This window comes from Psychrobacter sp. (genome assembly GCF_041554015.1).
Lineage (GTDB): Bacteria > Pseudomonadota > Gammaproteobacteria > Pseudomonadales > Moraxellaceae > Psychrobacter.
The window spans coordinates 1-26,925 of record NZ_JBFFMS010000031.1 but is presented as its reverse complement, the minus strand read 5'-3'; the positions used below and the strand labels follow the sequence as shown (position 1 = coordinate 26,925).

At 42.8% G+C, this 26,925-nt stretch carries 23 protein-coding genes; 15 read left to right on the top strand and 8 right to left on the bottom strand.

Annotated elements, in window-relative coordinates:
- Positions 1-54: 54 nt before the first annotated feature.
- Positions 55-543: a DUF4124 domain-containing protein gene (locus ABYU67_RS08880; RefSeq protein WP_372844645.1), complete on the bottom strand. Its 489-nt coding sequence runs from the start codon at positions 541-543 to the stop codon at positions 55-57.
- Between the two features lie 892 nt (positions 544-1,435).
- Between ABYU67_RS08880 and ABYU67_RS08875 the strand changes: the two genes are divergently transcribed.
- From ABYU67_RS08875 to ABYU67_RS08840, 8 genes are all read left to right on the top strand, one after another.
- Positions 1,436-3,148 (top strand): acetolactate synthase 3 large subunit, encoded by a 1,713-nt coding sequence (locus ABYU67_RS08875; RefSeq protein ID WP_372844652.1) that lies wholly within the window; start codon positions 1,436-1,438, stop codon positions 3,146-3,148.
- Positions 3,148-3,645: an acetolactate synthase small subunit gene (gene ilvN, locus ABYU67_RS08870; protein WP_372844644.1), complete on the top strand. Its 498-nt coding sequence runs from the start codon at positions 3,148-3,150 to the stop codon at positions 3,643-3,645. Before ABYU67_RS08875 ends, ilvN begins: the two co-directional genes overlap by 1 nt.
- A gap of 152 nt (positions 3,646-3,797) precedes the next feature.
- The gene (ilvC, locus tag ABYU67_RS08865; RefSeq protein ID WP_372844643.1) at positions 3,798-4,814 is read left to right on the top strand and encodes a ketol-acid reductoisomerase; all 1,017 of its coding nucleotides are present in this window, start codon (positions 3,798-3,800) and stop codon (positions 4,812-4,814) included.
- Positions 4,815-5,145: 331 nt separating this feature from the next.
- Positions 5,146-5,571, top strand: coding sequence for a hypothetical protein (locus ABYU67_RS08860; protein WP_372844642.1), 426 nt, complete (start codon positions 5,146-5,148; stop codon positions 5,569-5,571).
- Between the two features lie 378 nt (positions 5,572-5,949).
- Positions 5,950-6,162: a cold-shock protein gene (locus ABYU67_RS08855; RefSeq protein WP_372844641.1), complete on the top strand. Its 213-nt coding sequence runs from the start codon at positions 5,950-5,952 to the stop codon at positions 6,160-6,162.
- A 588-nt stretch (positions 6,163-6,750) separates the two neighbouring features.
- Positions 6,751-7,500, top strand: coding sequence for an electron transfer flavoprotein subunit beta/FixA family protein (locus ABYU67_RS08850; protein WP_372844640.1), 750 nt, complete (start codon positions 6,751-6,753; stop codon positions 7,498-7,500).
- A 131-nt stretch (positions 7,501-7,631) separates the two neighbouring features.
- Entirely contained in the window at positions 7,632-8,564 is a 933-nt protein-coding gene (locus ABYU67_RS08845; RefSeq protein ID WP_372844639.1) for an electron transfer flavoprotein subunit alpha/FixB family protein, read from the top strand.
- 342 nt (positions 8,565-8,906) lie between these two features.
- A complete protein-coding gene (locus ABYU67_RS08840; protein WP_372844638.1) occupies positions 8,907-10,115 on the top strand; it encodes a cupin-like domain-containing protein in 1,209 nt (402 codons plus the stop codon).
- A gap of 111 nt (positions 10,116-10,226) precedes the next feature.
- Here the strand turns inward: ABYU67_RS08840 and ABYU67_RS08835 are convergent, their stop codons facing one another.
- Both ABYU67_RS08835 and ABYU67_RS08830 read right to left on the bottom strand, forming a co-directional pair.
- Positions 10,227-11,021, bottom strand: a complete 795-nt coding sequence (locus ABYU67_RS08835; RefSeq protein WP_372844637.1) for a TrmH family RNA methyltransferase — start codon at positions 11,019-11,021, stop codon at positions 10,227-10,229.
- 103 nt (positions 11,022-11,124) lie between these two features.
- Positions 11,125-12,108, bottom strand: coding sequence for a class 1 fructose-bisphosphatase (locus ABYU67_RS08830; RefSeq protein ID WP_372844636.1), 984 nt, complete (start codon positions 12,106-12,108; stop codon positions 11,125-11,127).
- A 401-nt stretch (positions 12,109-12,509) separates the two neighbouring features.
- Here ABYU67_RS08830 and ABYU67_RS08825 point away from each other — a divergent pair, with 401 nt between their 5' ends.
- Genes ABYU67_RS08825 through ABYU67_RS08815 form a run of 3 tightly spaced genes read left to right on the top strand, consistent with a single transcriptional unit; the run spans position 12,510 to position 15,396 of the window.
- Entirely contained in the window at positions 12,510-13,583 is a 1,074-nt protein-coding gene (locus tag ABYU67_RS08825) for an aspartate carbamoyltransferase catalytic subunit (protein WP_372844635.1), read from the top strand.
- 60 nt (positions 13,584-13,643) lie between these two features.
- Positions 13,644-14,855 (top strand): dihydroorotase, encoded by a 1,212-nt coding sequence (locus ABYU67_RS08820; RefSeq protein WP_372844634.1) that lies wholly within the window; start codon positions 13,644-13,646, stop codon positions 14,853-14,855.
- Positions 14,848-15,396 carry a DUF2127 domain-containing protein gene (locus tag ABYU67_RS08815; protein WP_372844633.1) on the top strand — a complete coding sequence of 183 codons (549 nt, stop codon included), beginning with the start codon at positions 14,848-14,850 and terminating at the stop codon, positions 15,394-15,396. The genes ABYU67_RS08820 and ABYU67_RS08815 overlap by 8 nt, the downstream gene beginning before the upstream one ends.
- 88 nt (positions 15,397-15,484) lie before the next feature.
- Here the strand turns inward: ABYU67_RS08815 and ABYU67_RS08810 are convergent, their stop codons facing one another.
- The 4 genes from ABYU67_RS08810 to ABYU67_RS08795 all read right to left on the bottom strand — a co-directional run bounded on the left by ABYU67_RS08810 (position 15,485) and on the right by ABYU67_RS08795 (position 23,627).
- Entirely contained in the window at positions 15,485-16,759 is a 1,275-nt protein-coding gene (locus ABYU67_RS08810) for a cation:proton antiporter (RefSeq protein ID WP_372844632.1), read from the bottom strand.
- A gap of 122 nt (positions 16,760-16,881) precedes the next feature.
- Positions 16,882-18,486, bottom strand: a complete 1,605-nt coding sequence (locus ABYU67_RS08805; RefSeq protein WP_372844631.1) for a DUF2254 domain-containing protein — start codon at positions 18,484-18,486, stop codon at positions 16,882-16,884.
- A gap of 342 nt (positions 18,487-18,828) precedes the next feature.
- Entirely contained in the window at positions 18,829-21,888 is a 3,060-nt protein-coding gene (locus ABYU67_RS08800; RefSeq protein WP_372844651.1) for a M66 family metalloprotease, read from the bottom strand.
- Between the two features lie 173 nt (positions 21,889-22,061).
- Positions 22,062-23,627 carry a YihY family inner membrane protein gene (locus tag ABYU67_RS08795; RefSeq protein WP_372844630.1) on the bottom strand — a complete coding sequence of 522 codons (1,566 nt, stop codon included), beginning with the start codon at positions 23,625-23,627 and terminating at the stop codon, positions 22,062-22,064.
- A gap of 250 nt (positions 23,628-23,877) precedes the next feature.
- Here ABYU67_RS08795 and wrbA point away from each other — a divergent pair, with 250 nt between their 5' ends.
- The gene (gene wrbA / locus ABYU67_RS08790; protein ID WP_372844629.1) at positions 23,878-24,495 is read left to right on the top strand and encodes an NAD(P)H:quinone oxidoreductase; all 618 of its coding nucleotides are present in this window, start codon (positions 23,878-23,880) and stop codon (positions 24,493-24,495) included.
- Positions 24,496-24,547: 52 nt separating this feature from the next.
- On the top strand, positions 24,548-25,030 hold the full coding sequence (locus tag ABYU67_RS08785; protein ID WP_372844628.1) for a hypothetical protein: 483 nt from the start codon (positions 24,548-24,550) through the stop codon (positions 25,028-25,030).
- Positions 25,031-25,182: 152 nt separating this feature from the next.
- Here the strand turns inward: ABYU67_RS08785 and ABYU67_RS08780 are convergent, their stop codons facing one another.
- The gene (locus ABYU67_RS08780) at positions 25,183-25,920 is read right to left on the bottom strand and encodes a DUF3108 domain-containing protein (protein WP_372844627.1); all 738 of its coding nucleotides are present in this window, start codon (positions 25,918-25,920) and stop codon (positions 25,183-25,185) included.
- Positions 25,921-26,406: 486 nt separating this feature from the next.
- On the opposite strand from ABYU67_RS08780, the gene ABYU67_RS08775 reads away from it, so the two are divergent.
- Both ABYU67_RS08775 and ABYU67_RS08770 read left to right on the top strand, forming a co-directional pair.
- Positions 26,407-26,700: a co-chaperone GroES gene (locus ABYU67_RS08775; RefSeq protein ID WP_372844626.1), complete on the top strand. Its 294-nt coding sequence runs from the start codon at positions 26,407-26,409 to the stop codon at positions 26,698-26,700.
- A gap of 105 nt (positions 26,701-26,805) precedes the next feature.
- Positions 26,806-26,925: hypothetical protein (locus tag ABYU67_RS08770; protein WP_372844650.1), on the top strand; the 120-nt coding region annotated here is incomplete at its 3' end.

Here is a 26,925-nt window from a genome sequence, read left to right as displayed (position 1 = left end):
CCGAAACTATCCGATTTTACCTTAGCTAAAAGGTTTAACGTGTTAAGTTGCAGATTAGCTACAATATTGGGTAATGGCTTGTTGGACACGTTCACGCTTTAGCTCAATTTCACGGCCATCCAAATATTGACGTTTGCCATTGGCATCCATCTCATAAATACGTCCGCCAACATTGAGGTTGGTCAAATTGTTACGTAACGACTGGCAACGTTGGGCATTGGCCTGCGCCTCTTGCTCTTTGATACGTGCTTCTAACTGAGCGACGCGCTGTTCTTCTGCGCTTTGCGGCGCACTCTGATTGGCGTCGGTTTTGCCCGCCAATTGTCCAGCATTGCTCTGTCTGCCATCACTACGGAATTCGATAACCTCGACATTTCTACCATTTTGCGGCGCATATTGACTGTATTTGACTTCGCCATGGGCGCCAATAGATTTATATACCTGAACGGCATGAGTGGCACTCATTGGTAGCATGAACATGCATGCAGTGCTGATACTGATAAGTAGCTTGGCAGCAATGCTGATCGTAGACGCCTGTGTCATGGTAACGGCCCTCTTAATGGGTAAAAAAATGCGAGTATCGTGCAATTAAAGATAAGGGTTAATAGAATCGATAACCATACAAATACATAATGGCTTGATTCTAGCAAATAATACTTATGAATGTACATCGTTTAATAACCAATAGTTGGGGATAGGGTTTAGAAGTTTTTCTTGACAATAGCTCATAAACCATCGAATATAATAGCAGTTGATTGGTCAGTGAGCGGCTTTTATGATATTGCCGTGGCACTTGAAAATAAGGACGGTGGGTTGCTTATCGGTAGCTTATCCAGCCTTATTATCTTTGTGACAAGAATATAAAATAGATGGTCATTATCGCAATGATTATCAGATGCTATATTTATTGTCTCCGGACTTATCTGTCTACAATGACTAAAATAAACTTATTATTACTGTGTCTCGTGAGATTTTGCGGTTATAAAAATAGAGTGTCATGCGTGTTTTTAACATCTCCTCATCAAACAGGTTATAAGATTTTGTCATCCTATAACGTGATATAAGCGATAAAATATTAAGCTTTGAGATTTGTTCTATCATTCTGTATCCATCTATTTGTCATTAGCGCAAGCTTGTATGCATTACAAATAATAAGCTTCTTTTACAGATGCACTCGCATCTTGTCACTGTATATCGATAAACTGTTGCCACAAAGCTGACCTTAAATATATTGCTGTGTTTGAGCTGCATGCTGTCTTATAGCACGGCATAACTTAGACGTAGCGGGCACATATTCTTGCCACAAAAAAAGGTGACGACAGTGACGCAAACCACGCAAAGTCCGAATATGACCGGACATACCCAAACGGGTCATGCTGCCAAGAACTTCTCTGAAAAGCAGCACCGCCTTGCTGAAGGAAGCAATGAGCCTGTGATGCTATCTGGCGCTGAGATGTTGGTGCAAGCACTAACGGATGAGGGCGTCAAATACATTTTTGGTTATCCAGGCGGTGCCGTACTTCATATCTATGACGCCCTGTTTCAACAAGACAATGTTGAACATATTCTGGTGCGTCATGAACAAGCTGCAGGCCACATGGCAGATGCCTATTCGCGTGTGACTGGTAACACGGGTGTGGTACTAGCGACTTCAGGCCCTGGTGCTACCAATACCGTAACAGCCATTGCCACTGCTTTTATGGATTCTGTGCCGATGGTGGTCATCGCAGGTCAGGTGCCTAGCAGTCTGATCGGTGAAGATGCCTTCCAAGAAACCGATATGGTTGGTGTCTCACGTCCTATCGTCAAGCATAGCTTTCAAGTGCGCCATGCCAGCGAAATCCCTATGATTGTCAAAAAGGCCTTTTATATTGCCCAGTCTGGACGCCCAGGCCCTGTGGTCATTGATGTGCCAAAAGACATGACTGCGCCAAGTGAAAAATTTGCTTATGAATATCCAAAAGAGGTATTTATACGCTCATATCAGCCGTCACTAAAAGGTCATAGCGGTCAAATCAAAAAAGCGGTTGAGACCTTACTTGCTGCTAAGCGCCCCATTATTTACTCTGGTGGCGGGGTAGTTCTAGGTAATGCCCATAAAGAGCTGACGACTCTTGCGCATCGTTTAAACTTACCAGTAACCAATACCTTGATGGGTTTGGGTGCCTTTCCTGGCTCCGATAGTCAGTTCTTGGGTATGCTTGGTATGCATGGCACCTATGAAGCCAACATGACCATGCATCATGCTGACGTTATCTTGGCAATTGGGGCGCGTTTTGATGACCGCGTAACCAACAATGTCAAAAAATTCTGTCCAAATGCGACGATTATTCATATTGATATTGACCCGACGTCCATCTCAAAAACGATCAATGCACATATCCCAATTGTGGGCGATGTCAAATCCGTCCTTACCGATATTCTAGATATCGTTGGTAATGACAAAGAGCTAGACCAACCAGCACTGTTAGATTGGTGGTCACAGATTAATGAGTGGCGTAAGCGTCATGGCCTGCGTTATGACACCAGCACCGACAATGGTATTAAGCCACAAGCGGTCGTACAAGCTTTAGATAAAGTGACAAATAGCAACGCGATTATCACCAGTGACGTCGGTCAGCATCAGATGTTTGCTGCGCTTTACTACACTTATAATGAGCCACGCCAATGGCTAAACTCAGGTGGTCTGGGTACCATGGGTGTTGGTCTGCCTTATGCTATGGCTGCCAAGCTTGCCAATCCTGAGCGCGACGTGGTTTGTATCACTGGTGAAGGCTCTATTCAAATGAACATCCAAGAGCTCTCGACCTGCTTACAATATAATTTACCAGTCAAAATCCTTAACCTAAATAACGCCCAATTGGGCATGGTAAAGCAGTGGCAGGATATGCTGTATGAGGGTCGTCATGCGCAGTCTTATATGGACTCATTACCAGATTTTGTCAAATTGGCGGAAAGCTATGGTCATGTCGGTATTAAAATCACTGACCCTGCAACCATGGAAGCGCAATTGGCGGAAGCCATGGCAATAACAGACAGATTGGTATTCATTGACGTTTATGTCGATCGTAACGAGCATGTATATCCAATGCAAATCGCTGGGCAAGCGATGCGTGATATGTGGCTAACAAAAGGGGAGCGTACCTAATGCAACAACAACATCTGATTTCGGTATTGATGGAAAACGAAGCGGGTTCGTTGTCGCGAGTGGTTGGTCTATTCTCTCAACGTGGCTACAACATCGAAACGCTAAACGTTGCGCCAACAGACGATTCGAGCATATCTCGCTTAACATTAACCACCATTACCTCGCCTGAAAAAATAGAACAAATCACCAAGCAATTGCATAAATTGATTGAAGTGGTTAAAGTGCTTAATCTGTCAGATAACGTACACGTCGAGCGCGAGCTTATGCTCATCAAAGTACGAGCAACCGGCGGCGTACGAGAAGAGATCAAGCGCAGTGCCGATATTTTCCGCGCACAAATCGTTGACGTCAATGCCAATTTGTATACGATTCAAATCGTTGGCGATAAAGCTAAGCTTGATGGTTTTATTGATGTCATTGGTCGCGAACGTATCATGGAAGTGGTGCGTTCTGGCGTCATTGGTATCGCTCGTGGTGACAAAACGCTCAGTCTATAATCAGCTTTTATGATTATTAAAAGGCAGTATTTTAAACTTATTTATTTAACATCAACATAGCGCTTATCTCACCAATCACGTCGATAAGGTGACTATAATTTAAGTGTTTATTTATCCATGGTACGCCATGATTTAGGAAAAGGACTCTGTTTATGAACGTTTATTATGATAAAGATTGTGATTTATCAATCATCCAAGGTAAAAAAGTTGCCATCATTGGTTATGGCTCACAAGGTCATGCGCACGCGCTAAACCTACAAGACTCAAACGTCGATGTAACCGTTGGTCTACGTGCCAACTCTGGCTCATGGAAAAAAGCGGAAAACGCTGGCTTAAAAGTTGCTGAAGTTGCCGATGCGGTAAAAGCTGCTGACGTTGTGATGATTTTGACGCCTGATGAGTTCCAAAAAGCGCTTTATCAAAATGAGATTGAACCTAATATCAAAGAAGGCGCTACTCTTGCCTTTGCTCATGGTTTTGCCATTCATTATAACCAAGTAGAGCCACGTGGCGATCTTGATGTGATCATGGTGGCACCAAAAGCACCTGGTCATACTGTCCGTAATGAATTTACCAAAGGCGGCGGTATCCCAGATCTTATCGCTGTTTATCAAGATGCCTCAGGTCAAGCCAAACAAGTTGCCTTGTCGTACGCAGCTGGTGTGGGCGGTGGTCGTTCAGGTATCATCGAAACCACCTTCAAAGATGAAACTGAAACGGATCTATTTGGTGAGCAAGCGGTTCTTTGTGGCGGCGCAGTTGAGCTGGTTAAAATGGGCTTTGAAACCCTAACTGAAGCTGGCTATGCTCCAGAAATGGCTTATTTTGAGTGCTTACATGAGCTAAAGCTGATTGTTGACTTGATGTATGAAGGCGGTATCGCTGACATGAACTACTCAATCAGTAACAACGCTGAGTACGGCGAATATGTGACTGGTCCTGAAGTCATCAATGAGCAATCACGCGAAGCCATGCGTAATGCACTAAAACGCATTCAATCTGGCGAATATGCAAAAATGTTTATCAGTGAAGGCGCAACCAACTATCCATCAATGACCGCTCGTCGTCGTAACAACGCTGAGCATCAAATCGAAATCACTGGTGCGAAACTGCGCGGCATGATGCCTTGGATCGGTGGCAACAAGATCATCGATAAAGACAAAAACTAATTTGCTATTTAGCAATTAGTAAAAATTTAGTCTAAAAAAGTCCATGTTATCACTGATAGCGTGGGCTTTTTAATAGCTGCTCTTTTATAAGTGATATTTTATAAGACATCTGTCTTATTTAGAATCGACGATAAGCAGTTTGGGCTGGTTGAAAATCTGCGAGAGCTGCCTAATATAGGCAAGCATCATCCTATCTACCAATGATTTAATCGGTTAGATAGGTATCATTATTTTTGTCCTTGTTATTTTCATCCTTGTGCTATCAATGTGCCAATGCATTAATGCCAAGGGTGCTTTCATTTTCTATTCTATCGATTACAGGTTGTCTGTTGTGCAAATATCTTATCCTGAGTGGCTAACACCGCAATTTATCTACCTTACTCTTAGTGCTGTCGTTGCCGTTTTGATTTGGATCGAAGGGGAGATGCTCAAAAAAACCGCTGGCAAACTACCAAATTCTAAATTCTTCCAAATCAGCTCGATTGTAGATACTTCCTGGTTCTTTATCTCAGTTGTAATGTTATACACGATTGATTTGACGCCGTTAGCAGTTACTGTTCCGGCGGCTTATGGTCTTTACACAACCTTTGGCTGGATCTATGGCGCCCGTTTGTTGAAGCGTAAAGGCATTCCTGATTCTCCAAAAGATTTGGTCATACCTGCTAAATATATTGCTTATAGTCAGTCATTTGCTCTAATATTTTTCGCGCTGTGTTTATTGGTATTAAGCTCGCCATGGTTACCGATTGCTCAATGATCTTACTTATCTTGTATGGCTAAATATAAACATGATTCGTGACCTGTATTTGAAGACGGTACAGCCTTTTATATAACATAAAAAATAATGATGATAAAAATATCTTTGATATCAATAAATTAAGTTCGTGTTTGTCGTAAGTTGGATTCTCTAGAATGAATATAAATAGATTACAAAAATCATCAATTTAGGCTGTTGCACTTAGTAAAAGCTGTTATAATCAGCTTGTACTCAAAGGATTTTGGGTAAATATATTAAGACCTATACCATATGTTTTGATAAATTTTACTTATGCATTCTGCAAAAAATACTTGGGTATATATCAATTAATCGGTGATGACACACGTCTCGCCAACAGTTAAAGAGTTAGGAAAATTTATGTCAGAGAAAGTTGAAGGCACTGTAAAGTGGTTTAATGAAGCTAAAGGTTTTGGTTTTATCGCGCAAGACAACGGCGGACAAGACGTATTCGCTCACTACAGCGCTATCCAAGGCGGTGGTTTCAAAACTCTAGCCGAAGGCCAAAAAGTGTCTTTCATCTTAGGTGATGGCAAGAAAGGCCCACAAGCTGAGCAAATCGAAGCTATCTAATCTCATTTGACATTGAGGCAGCTGTTGTTTCAGCGCACTTAATGACAATAAGATTATCAAGATGCATAGATACCTTTGTTTGTTAAAACAATAAAAATACTGTTTAGACTTTAAAAAAGAGCAACCTCTGATCAGGTTGCTTTTTTTATGTAACATTTTTGAGTTATAACCATCATAAAAAGGTCATGTTATTTTGTATAAATAGTGATAAATCACTTAGATAGCCTGAAAAATTTGGAAAATAACAATAACTGTGATAAAAAATGATGTGACTAGGCGCTTATAAACTGTTTATTATAAAACGGTGACAAATTTATGACGCATTATTCACGGCGTTGTCTTGACCTTAGGGCTGAGCTCACGCAAGATACATAGGTCTGATAATAACGGTTGGCTTAGCTTTAGCAGATTTTATAGATAGAGAGTGTGATACCAATATCTTGTTTATGGTCTGATATTTTTTATTACCTGATAGGTGCTGACGCAGCAATCAACCTTGAGTACTATTTTGAACGATGATTTTGAAGCAATGAATCTTTGGTTCTTAACTGGCAATTTTAATTCATAACATTAATAAACGAGGAACGTATGAAAGCATTAGTAGCGGTCAAGCGTGTCATTGATTACAACGTAAAAGTTCGTGTAAAAGCTGATAATTCTGGCGTGGATTTATCTAACACTAAAATGTCAATCAACCCTTTTGATGAAATTGCCGTAGAAGAAGCGGTTCGTCTTAAAGAAGCGGGCGTGATTGATGAAATCATTGTGGCATCAATTGGTCCAAAAGAGTCACAAGAGCAGATTCGTGCAGCTTTAGCATTGGGTGCTGACCGTGGTGTTTTGGTCGTGACTGACGCAAAACCTTATCCACTACAAATCGCTAAAATACTTAAAAATATCGCAGAGTCTGAGTCCACCGATATCATTCTGTTGGGTAAGCAGGCGATTGATGATGACAACAACCAAACTGGTCAGATGCTAGCGGCATTGATGGGTATCGGTCAGGGTACATTTGCATCAGAAGTAAAAGTGGATGGCGGTAAAGTCAATGTAACGCGTGAAATCGATGGTGGTTTGCAAACGGTTGCACTTGATTTACCGGCAGTGATTACCACTGATTTGCGTTTGAATGAGCCTCGTTATGCAAAATTGCCTAACATCATGAAAGCCAAGAAAAAGCCACTTGATGAGAAAACGCCGGCTGATTTCGGTGTTGATATGGCATCTAAGCAAGAAATCATTAAAGTTATGCCACCTGCTGAGCGTAAAGCAGGCATCAAGGTAGGTTCAGTTGACGAGTTGGTCGATAAGCTAAGAAATGAAGCAAAAGTTATTTAATACTTTGCTCATGCTTATCTACTACAAAGCCATGACGTTCTAAATAACTGGTAGTGATATTGGACATAACATGGCTTTGTATATCAACAACCGTATGAATAGATGATACGAATAAATAAAGGATAAAAACAATGGCAATTTTGGTATATGCAGAACACGACAATGCCAGTCTGAAAAAGGCAACTTTGAATACGATTGCTGCCGCTCAGCAAATCGGTGGCGATATCCATGTATTGGTTGCCGGCAGTGGCGCACAAGCAGCAGCTGATGAAGTGGCAAAAGCAGCGGGCGTGACTAAAGTATTACTAGCAGACAATGCCGCTTATGAGCATCAATTAGCAGGTAACTTGGCGCTATTGGTCGCTGATATTGCGGGTGATTACAGTCATATTGTGGCACCTGCGACCACTACTGGTAAAAACTTCTTACCGCGCGTTGCCGCATTGCTTGACGTTAGTATGCTATCAGAGATCTCTGCAGTGGTAGACGCACAAACGTTTGAGCGTCCTATTTATGCTGGTAACGCGACAGCAACTGTCAAAACCTCAGAAGATAAAGTGGTATTAACGGTACGTACCACCGCTTTTGATCCAGTAGCAAGCGAAGGCGGTTCAGCCGCTGTTGAAACCCTTGATAACGTACAAGAGCTTGGTAAATCAAGCTTTGTGAATGAAGAGATGGCCAAATCTGACCGTCCTGAGTTGACTTCAGCAGGTATCGTGGTTTCTGGTGGTCGTGCTCTAGCAAATGGTGAAAATTTCACTAAATATATTGAGCCATTAGCTGACAAGCTAGGCGCTGCTGTTGGTGCATCACGCGCTGCCGTTGACGCAGGCTATGTACCAAATGATATGCAGGTCGGTCAAACGGGTAAAATCGTGGCGCCGCAGCTTTATATTGCAGCGGGTATCTCAGGCGCTATTCAGCATCTAGCTGGTATGAAAGACTCTAAAGTTATTGTTGCAATCAATAATGACCCAGAAGCGCCTATCGCTAGCGTTGCTGATTACTTCTTAGAAGCTGATTTGTTCACAGCCTTACCTGAGCTAACTAGCAAGATTTAAATCCAAACGGTTCAGTGCTTGATATCGTTTAATCTATAATAGTTTTGAAGGCCTTCGATTCAATGAATCGGAGGCTTTTTTTATGTAAAAATTCAAATCCTTATAATGGCCTATATCTAGACAATCAATTTTGATTCTATTAGCCTAAACATTATGATAGACTAAAATTTAGTTTGCTAATTTAGCAGAATTTTGAATAAATAGCTTAACTATAGCACCTGCAAGCTAAGTGATAGCTAAATGATAATCAGGTGATTGTTATGAATATATGCTCGTGAGAGGCTACTCATAACTGGATGCTATGGACCAATGAATTAGTACATAAGGGATTAGGAGATACTAATGAGTGCAGGGTTAAACGCGGCAGTACGCTTACCTCAAGAATGGCATGAGTGGGTCGCGACGAACATCATACGCGGTGTCCAAACAGAGACAATCATTGAGACATTAAAGAGCAATCGCTTCTCAGATGCTCAGATCAAAGCCGCTCTCAATGATGAATTAGAGCCAGTGGTAAATGACAGCAAGCAACCCATTCGTCAGCTGCCGAATAATTGGAAAGAATGGGTCGCTACTAATCTACTTGAGGGAACCAGTAAAAGCAGTATTGCGTACGTATTGGCGCAGCAGGGATTTAGCGAGGCAGAGATTGCCCTAGAGGTAGATACGGCTTCAAAAAGCCCTTATTTACGAGCGGGTATAAAGGCTGCTAAAACGCTAAAAAAGCGAGAATGGCTACTTGAAACCTGTGATCACTTGGCTAGATTGGATACAGGTTATAATCAACAGCTTGATGTCATTGATACGCCCGAATTTGAGACCTTTATTAGAGATTATTATAGTAAGCATAAGCCTGTGATGCTTAAAAAGGGCATTGATCATTGGCCTGCTCTTAAAAAGTGGAGTCCACAATACTTTGCTGAGTTTTTAGGCGATGCGGAAATTGAGGTGCAGTTCGATCGCGAAAATGACGCGCTTTTTGAGCGCCATTCTGATAAGTATCGCAAATCGATACGGATGTCTGAATTTGTCAATATGATAGAAAATAATGGTGACAGTAATAACTATTATATGACTGCCAATAATACGCAACAAAACGTTGAAGCCATCAGATCAGCACTTGATGATATCGGGGATTTTGGTGAGGGCTACCGCCAGCTTTTAGACACTGATGCCGCTTTTAGTACGTATTTTTGGATGGGACCCAAAGGTACTTTTACGCCGCTCCATCATGACTTGACTAACAATATGTTGGTTCAGGTATATGGCGCTAAAAAGGTTACTTTGATTCCAGCTTGGCAAGTACCTTGGCTCTATAATGATTTGCACGTATATAGTGAAGTCGACTTTCCCAATATTGATTTGAAAAAACATCCATTGATGCAGCATGTGACCCCAGTTGAAGTTACTATTGATGCAGGCGATGCGTTATTTATTCCTATCGGCTGGTGGCATTGCGTAGAAGGGCTAGATAAATCTATTAGCATCAGTTTCACCAATTTTAATGCCCCAAATAACTATGCTGAAGGCTTTAAAAAAGCACAAAGTTAAGAGGCCGAATTAAAAACCTAGCTTACTCTTAAACTAAAAATGACTGATAACGCAAAATAGTGCTATCAGTCATTTTTTAATAAGTGCTGATCGATATATCGAACATTAATGCTAAGTATATTTTCTCTGGCGCAGCGTCTCATATAAGCACAATGAGCCTGCAATGGCGACATTAAGGCTTTCTTGGCCGTTAGGCTGCGGCAGAGCGATAGGGGTAGCACACTGCATCAGCTCATCACATACGCCTTGACCTTCATGTCCCATAATCCAAGCAATAGGTTGCTTTAAGTCATGCTGATAAATGACAGTATCAGTATGCGAGCTGGTCGCAAATAGTGGCGTTTGCACATGATCCAAAATATCTTGCACATTTAGATCTTCATAAATGCTTAGGGCAAACTGTGCGCCCATACCTGCTCTAAGTGTTTTTGGTGACCATGCTTGTGCGGTACCACTGGTACATAGGATATTGCGTATGCCAACTGCGGCGGCAGTGCGCAGTAGCGTGCCTACATTACCGTTATCTTGTACATCATTAAGAATCAGGCAGTCATCGCTAATTACCGCTAAGCTGGGCGTTGGTATAGTAATTAGCGCCATAATGTCGATGCCAGTACCCAAGCTACGAATACTCTCATATAGGGTATCTGATAAAGTCAAAATAGGCGTGTAAGTTGGCAGTCGCGTCAAAATCTGCTGAACCTCAGGGTGCTGATGTGCTGAGTCTGCAAGTAGTATTTGTACGAACGGATAGTCGCTACGAAGCGCCGCGTCAATAAGATGCACACCTTCAATGACGGTCTGACCTTGCTTTTTGCGTTGCCGCGCTTGCGTTAACAAGGATTTGACAAGTTTGACGGTCATATTTTTATCTGAGGTAATAAGCTCGGTGGGATTTGCTACCATAGTGGCTCGCTTAGAGAAAAATAGAGAAAAATTAAACCATCGGTATAACGCTTACAAATGCTCTGGCTTTACACCGATGATTATCAAAGTAATGGCAACGAGCTTACTTATCGTTATAACTCATATGCAACTCTTTAACATAATCGACTTCATTTTTACTGCCAAGTACCACTGGGACGCGTTGGTGAATATCGGTTGGTGCTATATCCAAGATACGATTGACGGCGTCAGTAGCGCCGCCGCCGGCACGCTCAATGAGCAAACTCATCGGATTGGCTTCATACATGAGGCGCAGTTTGCCCGCTTTATTGGCATATTTGGTATCGAACGGATAAGTGAAGAGACCGCCGCGGCACAATATACGATGCACATCACCGACCATAGCCGCCACCCAGCGCGTATTAAAATCACGACCACGAACACCTGTTTTGCCCGCGATAAGCTCATCGATATACTGCTGCATGGGTGCGCGCCAATAACGGTAGTTGGAAGCATTGATAGCGTATTCGCTGGTATCGGCATCGATGGTGACATTTTCTTCTATCAGCACATAGTCATTGGTGTCTGGGTCTAGGCTAAACATTACAACATGATCGGTAATGGTCAGTGCCAGTACGGTAGAGGTGCCATATAACAAATAACCGGCGGCTAACTGCTGATTGCCAGCTTGCAAAAAGTCGCTATTTTCACTGACTTGACTTTGGCGTTGATACGGTAAAATGGAGAAAATAGTGCCAACCGCCATGTTAATATCGATATTAGATGAGCCATCAAGGGGGTCAAACAGTACCAATAAACTGCCATCTGGATTGGCTGGGGTAGCATCGTCAAGCTCTTCTGATGCAACACCGGCACAGTGGCTGTTTTGTGCCAAAGCATCTAATAATAAATCATTGGCCAAGACGTCTAATTTCTTTTGGTCTTCACCTTGCACGTTTTGATTACCCGCTTCACCTAAGATATCTGCCAAAGCACCTTTTCTCAATAATTGTGAGATGGTCTTACCGACCTCAGTAACGGTGGTGATAACGTCATTGAGGGCAGGGGTAGTGGCGTGGGTGCTCAGATACTGTGCTAAGGTCGTCATAGTGTTTCCTAATGAATCATTCTGATAAGAGGGCTACAAGCTAAAGAAGAACGCCTGTCTAAGATTTGATTACGTTATATTGATATGAGAGATATTGTTAAATACTGACTAAGGCGTCTTTGTCCTGACCTGAAAATCAGCTACACTAACACTATTATTATTCAATGATGGTTTTAGAGGCGCTCTTTTAATACTTTTGCCAAAGGATGGGCATCTACTCTACAAAACGAGAGCCGCCTCTATTTCAGTATTGCTGATATCACTGCGGTAAATTGTAGCAAATAAGCAGCAAAATGTCCTTGTCTGTATGCGTGTCTGCCCTATTATCGAGCCAAAACCGTTAAAAAATGAACGCTAACTTATTATAAAATCATATAAACCTCTAATGAAGACGTGTCCTTATGTCAAATTCTATCGATAGCCAATCAATACCTCCCGTCTCGCCGACAGACTATGCAAAATTTGATCCTAATACCATTCATGAAAAACTTGATGCGTCATTGAGTCGCCCGCAGCTCAATACTGATGGTCGTATTCGTCATTTTTTAGGTATCGAAGGTCTGAATAAGGCGCAGTTGCAGGCAATCATTGCCAAAGCTGAAACCTTCTTTGATGACAATGGACAGCTGATTAATCGTCCTGAGCTTGAAGGCTATACGGTGATGAATTTGTTTTTTGAGCCCTCAACGCGCACGCGCACCACCTTTGAGGTGGCAGAAAAGCGACTGGGTGCTAATGTGCTCAATATCGATATCGAGCGCTCTAGTACCAAAAAAGGGGAGAGCTTGCGCGATACACTGTGGAATCTACAAGCGATGACGGCGGATATCTTTGTGGTACGGCATTCAGCATCAGGTGCCGCTCATTTTATGGCAACAGAGGTTACACCCGATATTGCGATTATCAATGGCGGTGATGGCTGGCATGCACATCCAACGCAGGGCATGCTTGATATGCTGACCATTCATCGTGAAGCGCCGCGTCCATTTGAGGAGTTGTCAGTGGCTATCGTTGGCGATATCAAACACTCACGAGTCGCACGCTCTGACATCAGTGCGCTACAGACATTGGGGGTAAAAGATATCCGTGTTTGTGCGCCGCGTACACTATTGCCCAAAGGTATTGAGCGCTTTGGGGTACAAGTTTATGAAAATATGAATGACAGCGTCACAGACTGTGATGTCATCATGGGATTAAGAATACAAAACGAGCGTATCGGCTCGCCGCTGCTGGCGTCGTCGAGTGAGTATTATAAGCACTATGGTATTACGCCAGAGCGGGTGGCACTGGCTAAGCCCGATGCCTTGGTCATGCACCCAGGGCCGATGAACCGTGGTGTTGAGATTGCCTCCAGCGTTGCTGACGGTGCGCAATCTGTGATTTTAAAGCAGGTGAATAACGGTATCGCTATTCGTATGGCAGTTTTGTCGTTAGCGATGGAAGGTCAGCGCGCTCACCAAGCTGCGAATAAATAACCCTTTATTTCGCTGATTTATATTTATTCATCCCATTTTATTGATACGGTAATAACGCTCATGTCTCATACGATAAACACTGATGCCACGATACTTAACCATCTGCCACAAAATTTTCAGAATACATTGCCAAGTGCAGTAGCTGAAAAACTATCTAATCTTGAAGCAGAGAGCGAGTTATGGCTACTGCCGCCCTTAGTGGATTTGTGCGCCCGCCTACGGGAGCCGGGTCAACAACAGCACGGTACTTTGGAGTCAGAAGGGCGCGCTGCCCGCGGTAATGGTTTTTTGCATGTGGTCATTCCACCAGATACCAATCCTATTTTAGAAAACGGCTCACTTTTAAAAGGTTTACGTGAGCGTGCGCTTGGTGATGGCGGCATTCATTTACATATTTTAGGTGCGTTAACAGAAGGACTTCGAGGAGAGAATCCCTCCAATATTGCGGGTCTGAAAAAAGGCGGCTGTATTGCAGTTTCTAATGCGCGTAGACCTTTTCGCAATGACTTAGTGTTATTGCGTACCTTAGAGTACGCTGCTACTTTTAATATGAAAGTATTCTTCTATCCTGATGAGCCAAGTTTGTCCGGTGACGGGGTGGCGCATGAAGGTTATATTGCCTCATATCATGGCTTACAGGGGATTCCTTGGATTGCTGAAACGGTTGCCTTGTCAACGCAGTTGTTGATGGTTGAAGAAACAGGCATCGCCGCTCACTTTAGTCAGCTGTCGTGTAAATCTTCTATCGAATTGATGCGCTGGGCGAAAGATAAAGGGCTGCCAGTTACTTGCGATGTAGCGATGCATCAGTTGTATTTGACCGATGATAATCTCGAAGGCTTTAATGCTCAGGCCTATGTCTTGCCGCCGCTGCGTAGTAATACCGATCAGCAAGCCATCCGCCGTGGTCTAAAAGATGGCACCATTGATGCCATATGTAGTCATCACGAACCATTGAACAGTACCGCCAAAAAAGCCCCGTTTGCTGAGAGTACGCCTGGCATCTCAAACTTTGATACCTTTATGGCGCTGGCATGTCAGCTCGTACGTGATGAGGTATTAACGCTTGAGCAACTGGTTGATAAAATCTGTCTCAATCCGGCAAAAATTGCCGGTATCAGTGAGCAGTATGAGAGTATCGGTGGCGCTGTACTGATTGATCCAAACCTTGAATGGCAAGTAACAACGGACTCTATGCTATCAAATGGCAAGAATACGCCATTCTTTAACCAGCAGTTGCAAGGCCGCGTTGTGGAGACTTTCTTTGGCTAACTGGCCTAGGCAGGATGACCAGCTGCCGCTATCCTCAAAAGATAACGAATGTCACACGGGCGATCAAATCGTAAAGGCGCACGGTACGGCTAGTGAATCTATCAAAGCGGTGGCGGTCTATGAGGTGGTTAAAGGCGTCGGTGCGCTATTGGGGGCGGGGGCTTTATGGTCGTGGCATACTGATCTTGAGCATTGGCTCATTACGGCGACCGCCTCTTGGCAGCAAGTATTCGGTCAGCTATTGGCGCCGCAGGTTGATAGTGCGGTACATATTGCACAGGTGGCAAGCCAAAACTGGTCGGTATTCTTATTATTGATTTTTGCTTATGCCAGCTTGCGCTTTCTTGAGGCCTATGGCCTGTGGCACGATAAAACATGGGCGTACTGGTTCGGGGTGCTAGGTTATGGGATATTTATTCCTATCGAGCTTTACTATCTGATAGTAAGTCCCTTTGATTGGTTCAAACTTGCCATATTGGTATCGAATATTATTATTGTGATTGTGGTGTATCGTAATATGAAGCGCAAAGGCTTAATTTAATAAGATCCAACGCTCAAATGACAATTTAAAAAGCCAGTTTAAGGTATTGATCTTAAACTGGCTTTTTATGAATAACGTCATTTAAGCGCTATATATTGGCTGATTTTTTATCAGGATGAATGCTTTTGGCGACTCTGCCGACGCTCAACCCTTGTACCAAAATAGAGAATATGACCACCGCATACGTGAGGGCTAATAAAATATCACGCTCGCTGCCCAACGGCAGTTGCAATACTAAAGCTACCGAAATACCACCACGTAAACCACCCCATGTTAGCACTTTCCAAGCGCCGGTCGGCAAATCAAGCTGACGATGAAAGGTTTTGGTCGTCATGCCCACAACGATAAAACGCGCAAGTAGGGCGATAACAATGGTCAAGCCAGCGGCAACGAATAAATTACCCGAATAAGCAATCATCACCACTTCAAGACCTATTAATACAAATAAAATGGCGTTTAAAATCTCATCGATCAATTCCCAAAATAAATCAATATAGTGCCGCGTTTTATCGCTCATCGCTAGTGCACGCCCGCGATTCCCAACCATCAACCCCATCATCACCATGGCAAGTGGTCCTGATAAATGCCAATGGCTGGCGAGTGCATAACCGCCTATGACACCCGCTAGGGTTAATAGCACCTCTTCTTGGTAGCTGTCGATGCTCTTAATCATATAATATAAAATCGCACCCAGTACCAACCCAAATATAATACCGCCACCAGCTTCAACCGCTAAGGTATGCGCCACATAATTGGCGGTTGGTATATCGCCGCTTGAGAGAATGCCGAGCAGCAGTACAAAGATGACGACGCCGATTCCATCGTTAAATAATGACTCGCCTGCGATGACCGTCTCTATACTTTTTGGCGCCCCTGCGGATGATAGGATGCCCATCACAGCAATCGGGTCGGTTGGAGATATTAAAGCGCCAAATAATAAACACCATAAAAACGAGAGCTCAAAACCAAACAATGGCATCATCATATATAAAGCGCCAGCAATCAGTAATGCCGATACTAAAGTACCGATAAAAGCAAGAATGCCAATAGGCAGCCTATAACGTTTTAGATCCCCTATATTGACATGCAAAGCGGCTGCAAATAAAAGCATCGAGAGCATGCCGTCTAGTAATACTTCAGTAAAATCAAGCTGCCCTAATAAGCTGACCTCGTAATCGATGAGTTGATCGAACCCTAAAAACCCTAAAAATATCGCCCCGATTGACAATAATATCGAGATGACCATCACACCGATGGTCGTTGGTAGCCCAATAAATCGGTGATTGACGTAAGATAATAGAGCAGTGATAGATAAAAATATCGCGCTGATTTCGAGTATGGTTAGGCTGTTTGCAGATGCCATAAAACGGATCTCGTATGATATAAAGAAGATTATTCTAATTTAAGGCTTATAGAGTCTAAATAAGCCTCTGTTTTGATTGTCATCACTGAGCCAGATGATGCTTTCAGTTGTTAGCTAAAAGCTTAAGCTTGTACCACTTGATCAGTATCGATAGCATACTTGCTAACATATTTAAAATATCTACGCTGCGCATCTTTCTTAAGCACAAATTGCTTTGCCTGCTCACAGATAGTAATAAATTCATCAATCAATTCTTGATAAATCAAATTCTCTTGCCCAGCTTGCTGGATCAGATGTAACTCTTGTAAGAGCGCTTGCTGCTGTGCGCTGTTTATTCGCGCATAATTTAGATTGATCATTGCATGACATAATGCTTTTAATACCATCAAATCAGCTGCTGCATAATGACGTATTTCGCCAAGTGACATACTTATAAAGTCAGATATCTGAGGCGTATGGGTAACCAAGGCTAATATAGCCAGCCGTTTTTGCTTGACCTCAGTTTTGGCGGCGTCCTTTTCTTCTTTTGGCGTATAAAAATGATAGGGGCTTGGCGGCTGACGGCGCATCATGATGCTCAAGCAGCTGGTCAATGACTGCACACAATTGACGGCTGTCTTTGGGTCATTGATACCAGGCGACAGGGCACGTACGGCAATTTCAGTCATTTGACCTAGGCTGTAAGCGATGTCATTAGAATGTGCCAGCCTTTGCTCTAATCGCAGACAACTGGCAAACCTCTGCCAAAACATTCCATCTGGTGCACGCGGCAATACTGCCAAGTCCGACGTTGCTGTTTTCTGTCTATTGTGCGGATGGTCTGCTGGACGTTGATAAAAGTATCCAATGACATTTTTGTCGGTGGCATAGTCGCCAAGGTTGATATGTAACTGTATTACGCCGCCGTAATCTTGCGTCAGCGTGATTAGCGACTCAAGATAGATCTGCTGTAAGTAGCCTGAGCTGGGTGAACAGATCGGTATGGCAGTCCAATGATGAAACTGCTCAATATCGTTTTGTTCAATATCTCGCTGATGTTGAATGTCACAGCGGTCACTGTACCAGTAATGAATATTATTAATAGCATCATTGCTGGCATTTTGAATAACATGAGAGGCTTGAATGGCGTGTACCATATGCTGGACAAAATACACTAATAATAGCGCGCAAATAATGGCCATTATAATGGCAAAGGTTACTGCTAACTGTGGTACACCAGAGGCGACGTCATATTTATGTATGGCCTTTAGTACCAATAAACTATAACTAAAGGTACCAATAAATGCCCCTAAAACAAATTGATTGGGTGTATCGGTCAAAAAGTTACGTAGCAATCTGGGTCCAAATTGCGAAGATGCCATCGATAATACCGCGATGGTAATCGAGAACGTGGTACCAGCCACACCTAAGACCGCACCTGCAATAGCAGTCATAATAGCGCGTGCAGCATTGTCATCGCCTGTAAAAGCGAAGGTAATCTCTCTGACCGTTTCACGATCAAAGTGCTCATCGATAGTCACTAATAAGGGTGCTAGCAATATACCCACGATGACGCATGTGGTTGGAATAAACCAATAAGAGCCAATCAGCCATTGCCAAAAGTTTTTTAGACGATCGGGCAAATCCGTTAATGTTTGAAATGACCACAGCTGAGCAAACTGCCGCAGCCTTTGCAGACTTGACGTTGATAGACGGTTAAATAAGTTGTCTTCAGCATGTTTAGTCAATGTGAGCAGCTCCACAAATGATCGTAATATTTCTTCTGTTGTTAGCAGCTCTATAGAATAGGGCTGGTAGCAATAAAAGCGCTTAAAAACAAAGTACCTGATTCACTGCAAATAATCCATTAAAAATGGGATAAAAAATAAGCCTCATTGAGACTTATTTTTTTGGGGATGATTATGTTTATAGCTATGAGCGCTACTGGGCCTGAATACTATGAACCATTATATGAACAATCAAAAGTAAATGAACACCAATATTGGGCACTACTAAACTTAAATGTCACTGCATTGAACCTCATTTATAGTTATAGCCACCATCATCGTTGACCGTTATTGAACTTCATACTAACTAAACAGATCGTCAATAAATGTACTTATCGCGGTGCCTACTTTTGCTAGTACTGAAGAGTCCTCTTTACTATCCATATTCAGCGATTGAACGTGCCTACTATTTAACATGGCTGGCTGTTTCTGTAGGCTCTGCACAATTAATGGCAGATTATTACCAGCTGTCGCTAAGATAAGGCTTGGGTTTTTAGTCAGCATCGTCCATTTTTGATTACCGCCATTATTACAACCATAACGAATTAAGCGTGCTCGATTATTATTCAAATAACCATTTTCTAAATCAAAGCATTGATTGCCTTGCTTGATGGCGTTGGTGGTTACATCCATTTGCCAAACTTGTGAGCTTGCTTGATCATCACAAGGCGCAAGGTTAATGACATTGCCACCTTGTGGCATTAGGCACTGATCTAGCGCCATTTTATTGTGAATACGACCTTTGGTATCTTGAGTCCATTGCTCAGAATCATCTCCTGTGCAAGCACTTGGTCCGCTGATAAAAGCATTTAGCTTACCATCTGCTAGTGTTTCGACTTTAAGACAGTTTTTGCCATTAAGTAAAGGGCTGACGTTTGCTAAAGGCTGGTCATCTTGTAGACCTAGTTCTTTGACAAACGTCTGAAAAGCAGTGATGACCTCAGACCCGCTTTCGTCTAAATCAGTACGGTAGACATTGACCCAACGATTTAGGCGATACATGGCTGCTTGTTGCTGCTCATAACGCTCTAATGTTTGGAATGCTTGCGGGCTAAGCTCTTGACGTAGCTCATCACGATCGGTTTTATAAGAGTGGTATATCAGCTCACCATTAGCGTCCAAACTAATAGTCGGGTTTGCCGCTTGATCTATAAGTTGTTGCTCTAATAGCGGTAATTCGATTTTTCTTAAGGCGCTAAAGCCATGCTCTTTGCCAAAGGTAACGGCTGGCTTAATGGTATCGATATAGGGACCAATAGCCGTTGATGATAATAATACCTGTGCTTCGTTGGCTTTTTTACAATACAAATCGACTTTGCTAGGGTTTTCAGAAATCGCTAAATTGACATGAAGTTTATTGGCATTGCTATTGCCATTTATACGATTAGGGGCAAGAGCAATATTATTGACCATATTATTACTATAAGTGACGGCCAACCAGCAGCTAGCAACGTCAGCTGACGTACTTGCCGCTGGCAAATCAAAAACGTTACCCCAGTTACCACGCGCTGCCGGATAAATAATACCCTTTTGTGTGACAGGGTCATAACCGCCTAAAATGGTATAAACAGGCACGCCTTGCAAACGCGGTCTTAAATAATTGCCATCCGCGCTGTTATACCAAACATTATTAGATTTTGGTACTTTTGGTTGAGCCACTTCCATCTTTCTGAGATCAGCATTCCATCTTTTATAGCCCGTCATTGAGTCACTGGCAAACATATAACGATCGAATGCTGGCTGAATTTTGGTTTTTGTACTAAAACCGGTGTAATGAGTATAGCGTGAAATATCACTGTTATTAGAGCCACCAGACATGGCGTCACGACCATAGCCATATTGACTTAAGAAGGTAGGTGAGTCTTCAGTACCGGCACCGACATCTTTGCGCCACCATTCAAAGTTACCTCGCATTCTATTTCTAAGCGGCATGAATCCCCAACCACTATCTGCATGGTGCTCTGACCAGAACTTTTTATCGCCAACTTTACCCGGATAATGCCCCAATCCATAATGATGGCCAATTTCATGACTAAATTCATTACCGACCGAATCAATCAAAGTCAGCATGCCATTACCACCGCTTAAGCCATGGTTGAATATGCCGTTGGCGTATTTGCCACGGGCATGGTGTGCATTGACATTTTGGGTAAGTTGCGGCTGCTCTTGGCTTAGCATCGATGCGCTGGTGATGCCCCAGTTCGCCAGATTGATACCGACACCAAAGGTTGATTTGCCGGTATTTTCGCGCATATCGCCGTTATAAACGTCACCAGCTGAAGCACTACCTGAAGCCATATCATAGATAGTACCATTCGCGACCATCACCCGATCAAGCACGACATCATCATATTTAGCGACGGTCATCTGAGCAGCAGGAATAGTTTGGAAATAATCTGCCCCCGCCTTTTCTGGCTGTAGTAGCATATAATGACCACTATTTACAGTCACTGGACTTAAAAGACCAAGACGAATATTGGTTAATACCAGCTCACCTGGCGCCGCAAAGTCTATTTTATTCTCTAGCAATTCACCACTACGATTTTGTTCATCGACAATGCGAATTTTGAGACCAGCTTTTACTTCATCCCAGTTCAATCGTGTTGACCAAGCACGCTTACTATAAGTAACACGTGGTCTATCGTCGCTATTTGTTTGGTCAGAAAGTGGCAGATGAGTCGGGTCATCCAAATGGACCCTGCGTAATAGTAGGCTATCTTGATAAATTTCAGCAACCAGTTGATCAACTACTCCCATCTCAAGCGTAGGTGTCACTAATAACAGCGCATCTTTTTCTGCGGTTAGGCGCGGCATGTTCTTTTCTTCGTTGCCTTGAGGATCTACTGTATGACTCTGCCCAAATTGAATCATAGCTTGGAAAGAACCTAGTAAGTCAGAACGGATTTCTCGCGTCTCACCTACACCGTCATAATCAAAAAAGCCTAATAAATAATAATCAGCAATGTCTTTTTGCGGTTCCGGATATTTAATAGGCGTGGCTGGTTCAATCGGCGTAGAAGGAATACTGGTTACAGGAGGCTTGATAGGCGTACTTGGTTCAAGTGGGGTTGCGGGAATACTGGTTACAGGAGGCTTGATAGGCGTACTTGGTTCAAGTGGGGTTGCGGGAATACTCGTTACTGGTGGCTTGATAGGCGTACTTGGTTCAAGTGGGGTTGCAGGAATACTTGTCACTGGTGGCTTAATAGGCGTACTTGGCTCAAGTGGTGTAGCAGGGATACTCATTCCAGGTATAGTAACAGGTGGGTTTACTACTGGAGGAGGGGTGTCACTGCCTTCACCACAAGCGGTAAGCATGATAGAAAAAATACCGATATTTAATGCCTTTAGTGGAAATATTATGGTCGCTTTCAATGAAATATCCTCATTTTTATAATGAGGGTAATATAACAGCTATGTTAATATAATGTACGACATTTGTTCAACATATAAATTTTATTATTGCTTTAACCTCTAATTGAAATCTTTTTGTTATGTTTTGATGATGAACTGATCTATTTTTTATACTTAGACAATCACATCGATCTTGGGTTATCGGCTTCTGTAATAATATCGCGTTTAGTATTAGACAAATCAGCGTTTCTGTTATTTGTATCGTCGCTATCTTGTGGGATAAGGATTTCACGATTATGTTCATCACGTTCTATGTCGCTATCCTTATCATAAGCGACTGGTTCAAATTTTGGCAGATCATCTTTACTATCTAGAGGCTCTTGTAATAAATGACTGGAGGTTGCCGCACTAGATTTCCTAAAATGCGCATTTTTCCCTTTTTGCAGCTTTTCGTTTTTATGGTGCGCTGCTTGGTCATTAGCAGTTTTCTTACGTGGTTCACTATGGGCAAAGATAGCACCAAGCGGCACATTCAATTGTGCTTTGGCATAGGCTTCGGTGTTTTCAAAGCGATTAACCAATAGGCTAAGCCAAGGTTTTTGATCTTCTAAGCTCATCTCATCGAGCTCATCTTTGATCGGTAGTGGATAGGGCAGGGTACGATAAAAATCCCACAAGGTCATTTTGCTCAAATCCCTTTTGAGTACATAGTGCTCATCTTCTGTCATGGTGATCAAGTTGCTGTCTTGCAGATAGTTGATATAGGTATACCATTTTGGCAGCTCTTTACGCCCCAAGACATCGCGCAGCGCCTGCTCGCTTACGGCTTCACCTTTTAAATGATGGGTATAAACAAGGTTTAACATATCAAGTAAGCTTAAAAAGGGATGGCGCGGATAGACCTCTTTTGTCTCAAATATCGTTAGGGTATAGCTGATCTCGACCCCTAATAAAATCAGATTCCAAGACAGATATATCCATAATAAGAAAATCGGCAACGCAGCAAATGCGCCATAGATTGCCTCATAGCTGGTAAAGTTTGCCATCACTGTACCAAACAGATGTTTCATCAGCTCAAAGACAAGTGCTACAAAGACACCGGCAATGGCCGCATTTTTCGCTGGTACGCGTGCTTTTGGTATAAACCAATACATACTGATAAAGCCGGCAATCGTAACTGCAATTGATACTATCTGTACCCAAAATGACCAGTCAATACCATAACCACCAATTTGTCTATTCAACAAACTCAGACTTTGTACAGCGCTTGAGGCGATAAACGCCGTACCCAGCACCAAGGGTCCCAAGGTGACGATGGTCCAATAGCGCAGCATGCTTCTCATGCCACCAGAACGATCTTCCACGCGCCATATTTGGTTAAAAGCGCGCTCAATGGTGGTCAAAGTCATGATGGTAGTAAAAAGTAAGAACATCGCCCCGATGATGGTAAGGTTGGATGATTTCTCAGCGAAATTATTGATATATTTACTGACTTGCAGGCTCGATTGCGGCAGCAAGTTACTATAAATGACCTCATAAATCTGCGCTCTAACGGAAGCAAGTGCTGGCACTGAAGACAAAATCATCAAAAGTACGGTCAAGATAGGCACAATTGACAACAAGGTTGTATAGGTCAGGGATGCCGCTTTTTGCTGGCAATTGTCCTCAAAGAAATGACGCGTCAAAAAACGTAAGAACTGAAACCAACGTTGATGTAAAAAAGGTATTTTTTTTAATAGATTTTCCATAACGACCATCTAGCAGGGATAATGAGTGCAGATAGTGTAACAAAGATGGATTGTCTGAATCTGCGCATTAATTGTGTCAATATGCATTAGATTGTACTGAGTGGTTACGTAAATACGGCAGGTAATATACTTGGCGAGTAGCTTCGGTATGCTGCCAAGTAGTAGGGTTTGTTTGCATGTCAGTGAATGACTCGGGCATAATGGGCACTATGTATGTCACTGTTAACGATTTTATAAGGAAGTTTTGCCAATGAGTCAAACCGCCCCTTATGTTTTGGTACTCTATTATTCAAATTACGGTACGACTAAGACATTAGCTTATGCCATCGCTCAAGGTATCGAGGAGGCGGGCATGACCGCGCGTATTCGTACGGTGCCGACCGTTGCGCCTGAAACCACGGTAAGCAAACCTGCGATTCCTGATGAAGGGGATTTATATTGCACCATGGACGATCTAAAGAATTGCAGCGGTCTGGCACTTGGCAGCCCAACGCACTTTGGTAATATGGCCGCGCCCATGAAGTATTTTTGGGACAATACTGTCACCATATGGCTGGCAGGAAATCTACAAAACAAGCCAGCGGCAGTATTTACGGCGACAGGGTCTATGCATGGCGGTCAAGAGACGACGCTACTAACGATGATGTTACCCTTGCTGCACCATGGCATGATGATCGTCGGTGTCCCTTATGCTGAGCCAGCTTTAAACCGTACTACCCGTGGCGGCTCACCTTATGGTGCAAGCCATGTCAGCGGCGCTTCCCATGATCAACCTGTATCTGCTGATGAGCGCGAGCTTGGCATCGCTCAAGGGCGTCGCTTGGCGATTACGGCAGCTGCATTAGCGCAAGCTAACTGGGGTCGCTAATGCGCCCATCCATTACTGTTTGGCATGAACAATTAGGAAATATATATCTCTAATGGCTAACAACCTCTCTCATGACGACAGTCAACCGCAAACAGTCGCAGCCGTTAATCAAACAACCCAGCTGCTAAAGCCTATTAACCCTATCCGTCAGCGTTTAATTGTAACGTGGCTAGTATGGCTGGCGTTTAGGTTATTGGCGCTGCCAATTTTAATCAGTGTCTTGAATCCTAGTCGCCCTGATATCATCGGCGGTATCGCATGGCAAGCCCTATGGCTGATACCAGCCTTTGTCTTAACCCCATCGATACTACGCGGGCGCTCGCCTTATGCCTTGTTGATAGACAGTATGTTTACCTTGGTCTATTTAGGTGCAAGTGGGGTTGTATTATTCACGCGCGCTTATGGCAGCAGCTGGGCAGAGATTACCGTCTATTTCGTTGATTTTGCTCTGCTATTTTTGATTAATGTCTGGCTGTTTATCTTATTAAAGCGCTTGCCTTCGATGAATAATGTGGTAAAGCAGCCGCGCTCCTAAGGTCTTGCCTTACGACATTGCAAGATTGCTACATTGCAACATCGAAGCTTGGGCAATAGCTCCCTAAAGTTTTTGATAAAAACTGACATAAAAAAGCGGCAAGCTATTTAGTTTGCCGCTTTTTCATTTCTTACGCTTGAGGATAAATGCGGTTAATTTACTTTGGACAATTCTAAATCCATCTTCTTACCATCATTAATCTGACTGACTTTCACTGGCAGATAATCTAAGCTTGGTGCCAGCCAAAAACTGGTCGATCGGCTATTGTCTTCATGGATACGGTCGACACGCACGGTATCAAAGGTACCAGCCGGAACCGTTATCTTAGTATTACCAGATTTTTTAAAGGGGGTTTTCTCGATTTTATCGTGTTTTGCCATATAGTAATTGCCAGAGAATTTGCCATTTAATAAATCTTGGCGAATTTGCACTTCAAGGCTCAAATCATCAAAGGCTTGCTGCGACATACTCATGGTCGTCGACTTACCTCTATAGTTGCTCACTACTTTTTTACTGCTGGAATTAAAGTCTAGCTTATGGGTACGGCCAAGGCCCAATAGCTTATAGGTGGTGCTGGCTTGTGTTGGACTGACATTGTTACCTTTGATAACAAAGGTACTGTGCTGATTGGCACTTGCGACACCAGCGACTCGCGCATTGACATCATATTTCCATGTGTTGCCTGATTTAACCAAACTGCGAGTGGCTGTACCTTTATATTTGTCCTCAACCGTAAAGGTATAACTGGCGCTCGACGGTTGAATATCTTTTGCACTGGCAATCGTTGGTGCGGTCATGCCTAACGCTCCGATAGCAGCAATGCTCGCACTGCTGGTTAAAGCCGTTAAAAAAGTAGACTTACGATGTTTTTTATCATTATAGACGGTCATGGATATTCCTTAATTAATTCATATCAGACAATAACTGCAGTAAAGCTGTGTATTACATATGAGGTACTCATGGTTTTGCAGTATACAGATTGAGTTATATTTACGAAGACTATAATGGTCATACTTTGTTACACTTTCAAGGGGTAAGGATGTCGCGGTCGTTTGCCTCTTGTAGTCGATGTTACGCTAATGACTTGTATCCGCAATCTACGTAACTTGCTGTAAGTCTGACAAGACAATGCTTGTTATTTAAAGGTTGTCTGTCATTTATTCTGGTTTTCTCATAGGAGTTGTCTACAAATAAAAATTCTTGTAAATTTTTGGGCTTTACACTTGAAGGCAACTCACTGCGCCCCCACTTTTTGATACAAGCTCAAGGCTTATCTTAGTAAAAGCATTTTTTATAAGAGGGCTTTTGAAGATAAGGTGTTGAGACTAACAAACCAAATAAACTTTTAACTCAAATAACCAATTACTGGAGACATATTGATGAATATTCGTCCTTTACATGATCGTATTGTTGTCCGCCGCATAGAAGAAGAAACAAAAACGGCTGGTGGTATCTTGCTTCCTGGTTCTGCGCAAGAAAAGCCTTCACAAGGTGAAGTGCTTGCAACCGGTAACGGTCAGATTCGTGACAACGGTGAAATCCGCGCGTTAGACGTAAAAGCTGGCGATAAAGTCTTGTTCGGTCAATATGCTGGTCAAACGGTAAAAGTTGACGGCGAAGAGCTATTGATTATGAAAGAATCTGATGTACTCGGTGTGTTAGAAGGCTAGTCCTTTTTTGGTATTTTTATACTCAGCGCATTTTGACAACATTATTTAAAAATTATTGAAACATTTAACTGTATTCTCATACTTATAATAGTGGAGTAATTTAACATGGCAAAAGACGTAAAATTTGGCATTGATGCCCGTAAACAAATGATGGACGGCGTAAACGTTCTAGCAAATGCAGTAAAAGTTACTTTAGGCCCTAAAGGTCGCAACGTGGTTATCGAT

Excerpts from the sequence above, each read along its gene's own strand:
- ABYU67_RS08795 (WP_372844630.1), bottom strand. The coding sequence starts at position 23,627 with ATGGAAAATCTATTAAAAAAAATACCTTTTTTACATCAACGTTGGTTT.
- ABYU67_RS08810 (WP_372844632.1), bottom strand. The coding sequence starts at position 16,759 with ATGGCATCTGCAAACAGCCTAACCATACTCGAAATCAGCGCGATATTT.
- ABYU67_RS08880 (WP_372844645.1), bottom strand. The coding sequence starts at position 543 with ATGACACAGGCGTCTACGATCAGCATTGCTGCCAAGCTACTTATCAGT.
- ABYU67_RS08850 (WP_372844640.1), top strand. The coding sequence starts at position 6,751 with ATGAAAGCATTAGTAGCGGTCAAGCGTGTCATTGATTACAACGTAAAA.
- ABYU67_RS08840 (WP_372844638.1), top strand. The coding sequence starts at position 8,907 with ATGAGTGCAGGGTTAAACGCGGCAGTACGCTTACCTCAAGAATGGCAT.
- ilvC (WP_372844643.1), top strand. The coding sequence starts at position 3,798 with ATGAACGTTTATTATGATAAAGATTGTGATTTATCAATCATCCAAGGT.
- ABYU67_RS08830 (WP_372844636.1), bottom strand. The coding sequence starts at position 12,108 with ATGACGACCTTAGCACAGTATCTGAGCACCCACGCCACTACCCCTGCC.
- ABYU67_RS08820 (WP_372844634.1), top strand. The coding sequence starts at position 13,644 with ATGTCTCATACGATAAACACTGATGCCACGATACTTAACCATCTGCCA.
- ABYU67_RS08855 (WP_372844641.1), top strand. The coding sequence starts at position 5,950 with ATGTCAGAGAAAGTTGAAGGCACTGTAAAGTGGTTTAATGAAGCTAAA.
- ABYU67_RS08875 (WP_372844652.1), top strand. The coding sequence starts at position 1,436 with ATGCTATCTGGCGCTGAGATGTTGGTGCAAGCACTAACGGATGAGGGC.
- ABYU67_RS08785 (WP_372844628.1), top strand. The coding sequence starts at position 24,548 with ATGGCTAACAACCTCTCTCATGACGACAGTCAACCGCAAACAGTCGCA.
- wrbA (WP_372844629.1), top strand. The coding sequence starts at position 23,878 with ATGAGTCAAACCGCCCCTTATGTTTTGGTACTCTATTATTCAAATTAC.
- ABYU67_RS08825 (WP_372844635.1), top strand. The coding sequence starts at position 12,510 with ATGTCAAATTCTATCGATAGCCAATCAATACCTCCCGTCTCGCCGACA.
- ABYU67_RS08845 (WP_372844639.1), top strand. The coding sequence starts at position 7,632 with ATGGCAATTTTGGTATATGCAGAACACGACAATGCCAGTCTGAAAAAG.
- ilvN (WP_372844644.1), top strand. The coding sequence starts at position 3,148 with ATGCAACAACAACATCTGATTTCGGTATTGATGGAAAACGAAGCGGGT.
- ABYU67_RS08835 (WP_372844637.1), bottom strand. The coding sequence starts at position 11,021 with ATGGTAGCAAATCCCACCGAGCTTATTACCTCAGATAAAAATATGACC.
- ABYU67_RS08780 (WP_372844627.1), bottom strand. The coding sequence starts at position 25,920 with ATGACCGTCTATAATGATAAAAAACATCGTAAGTCTACTTTTTTAACG.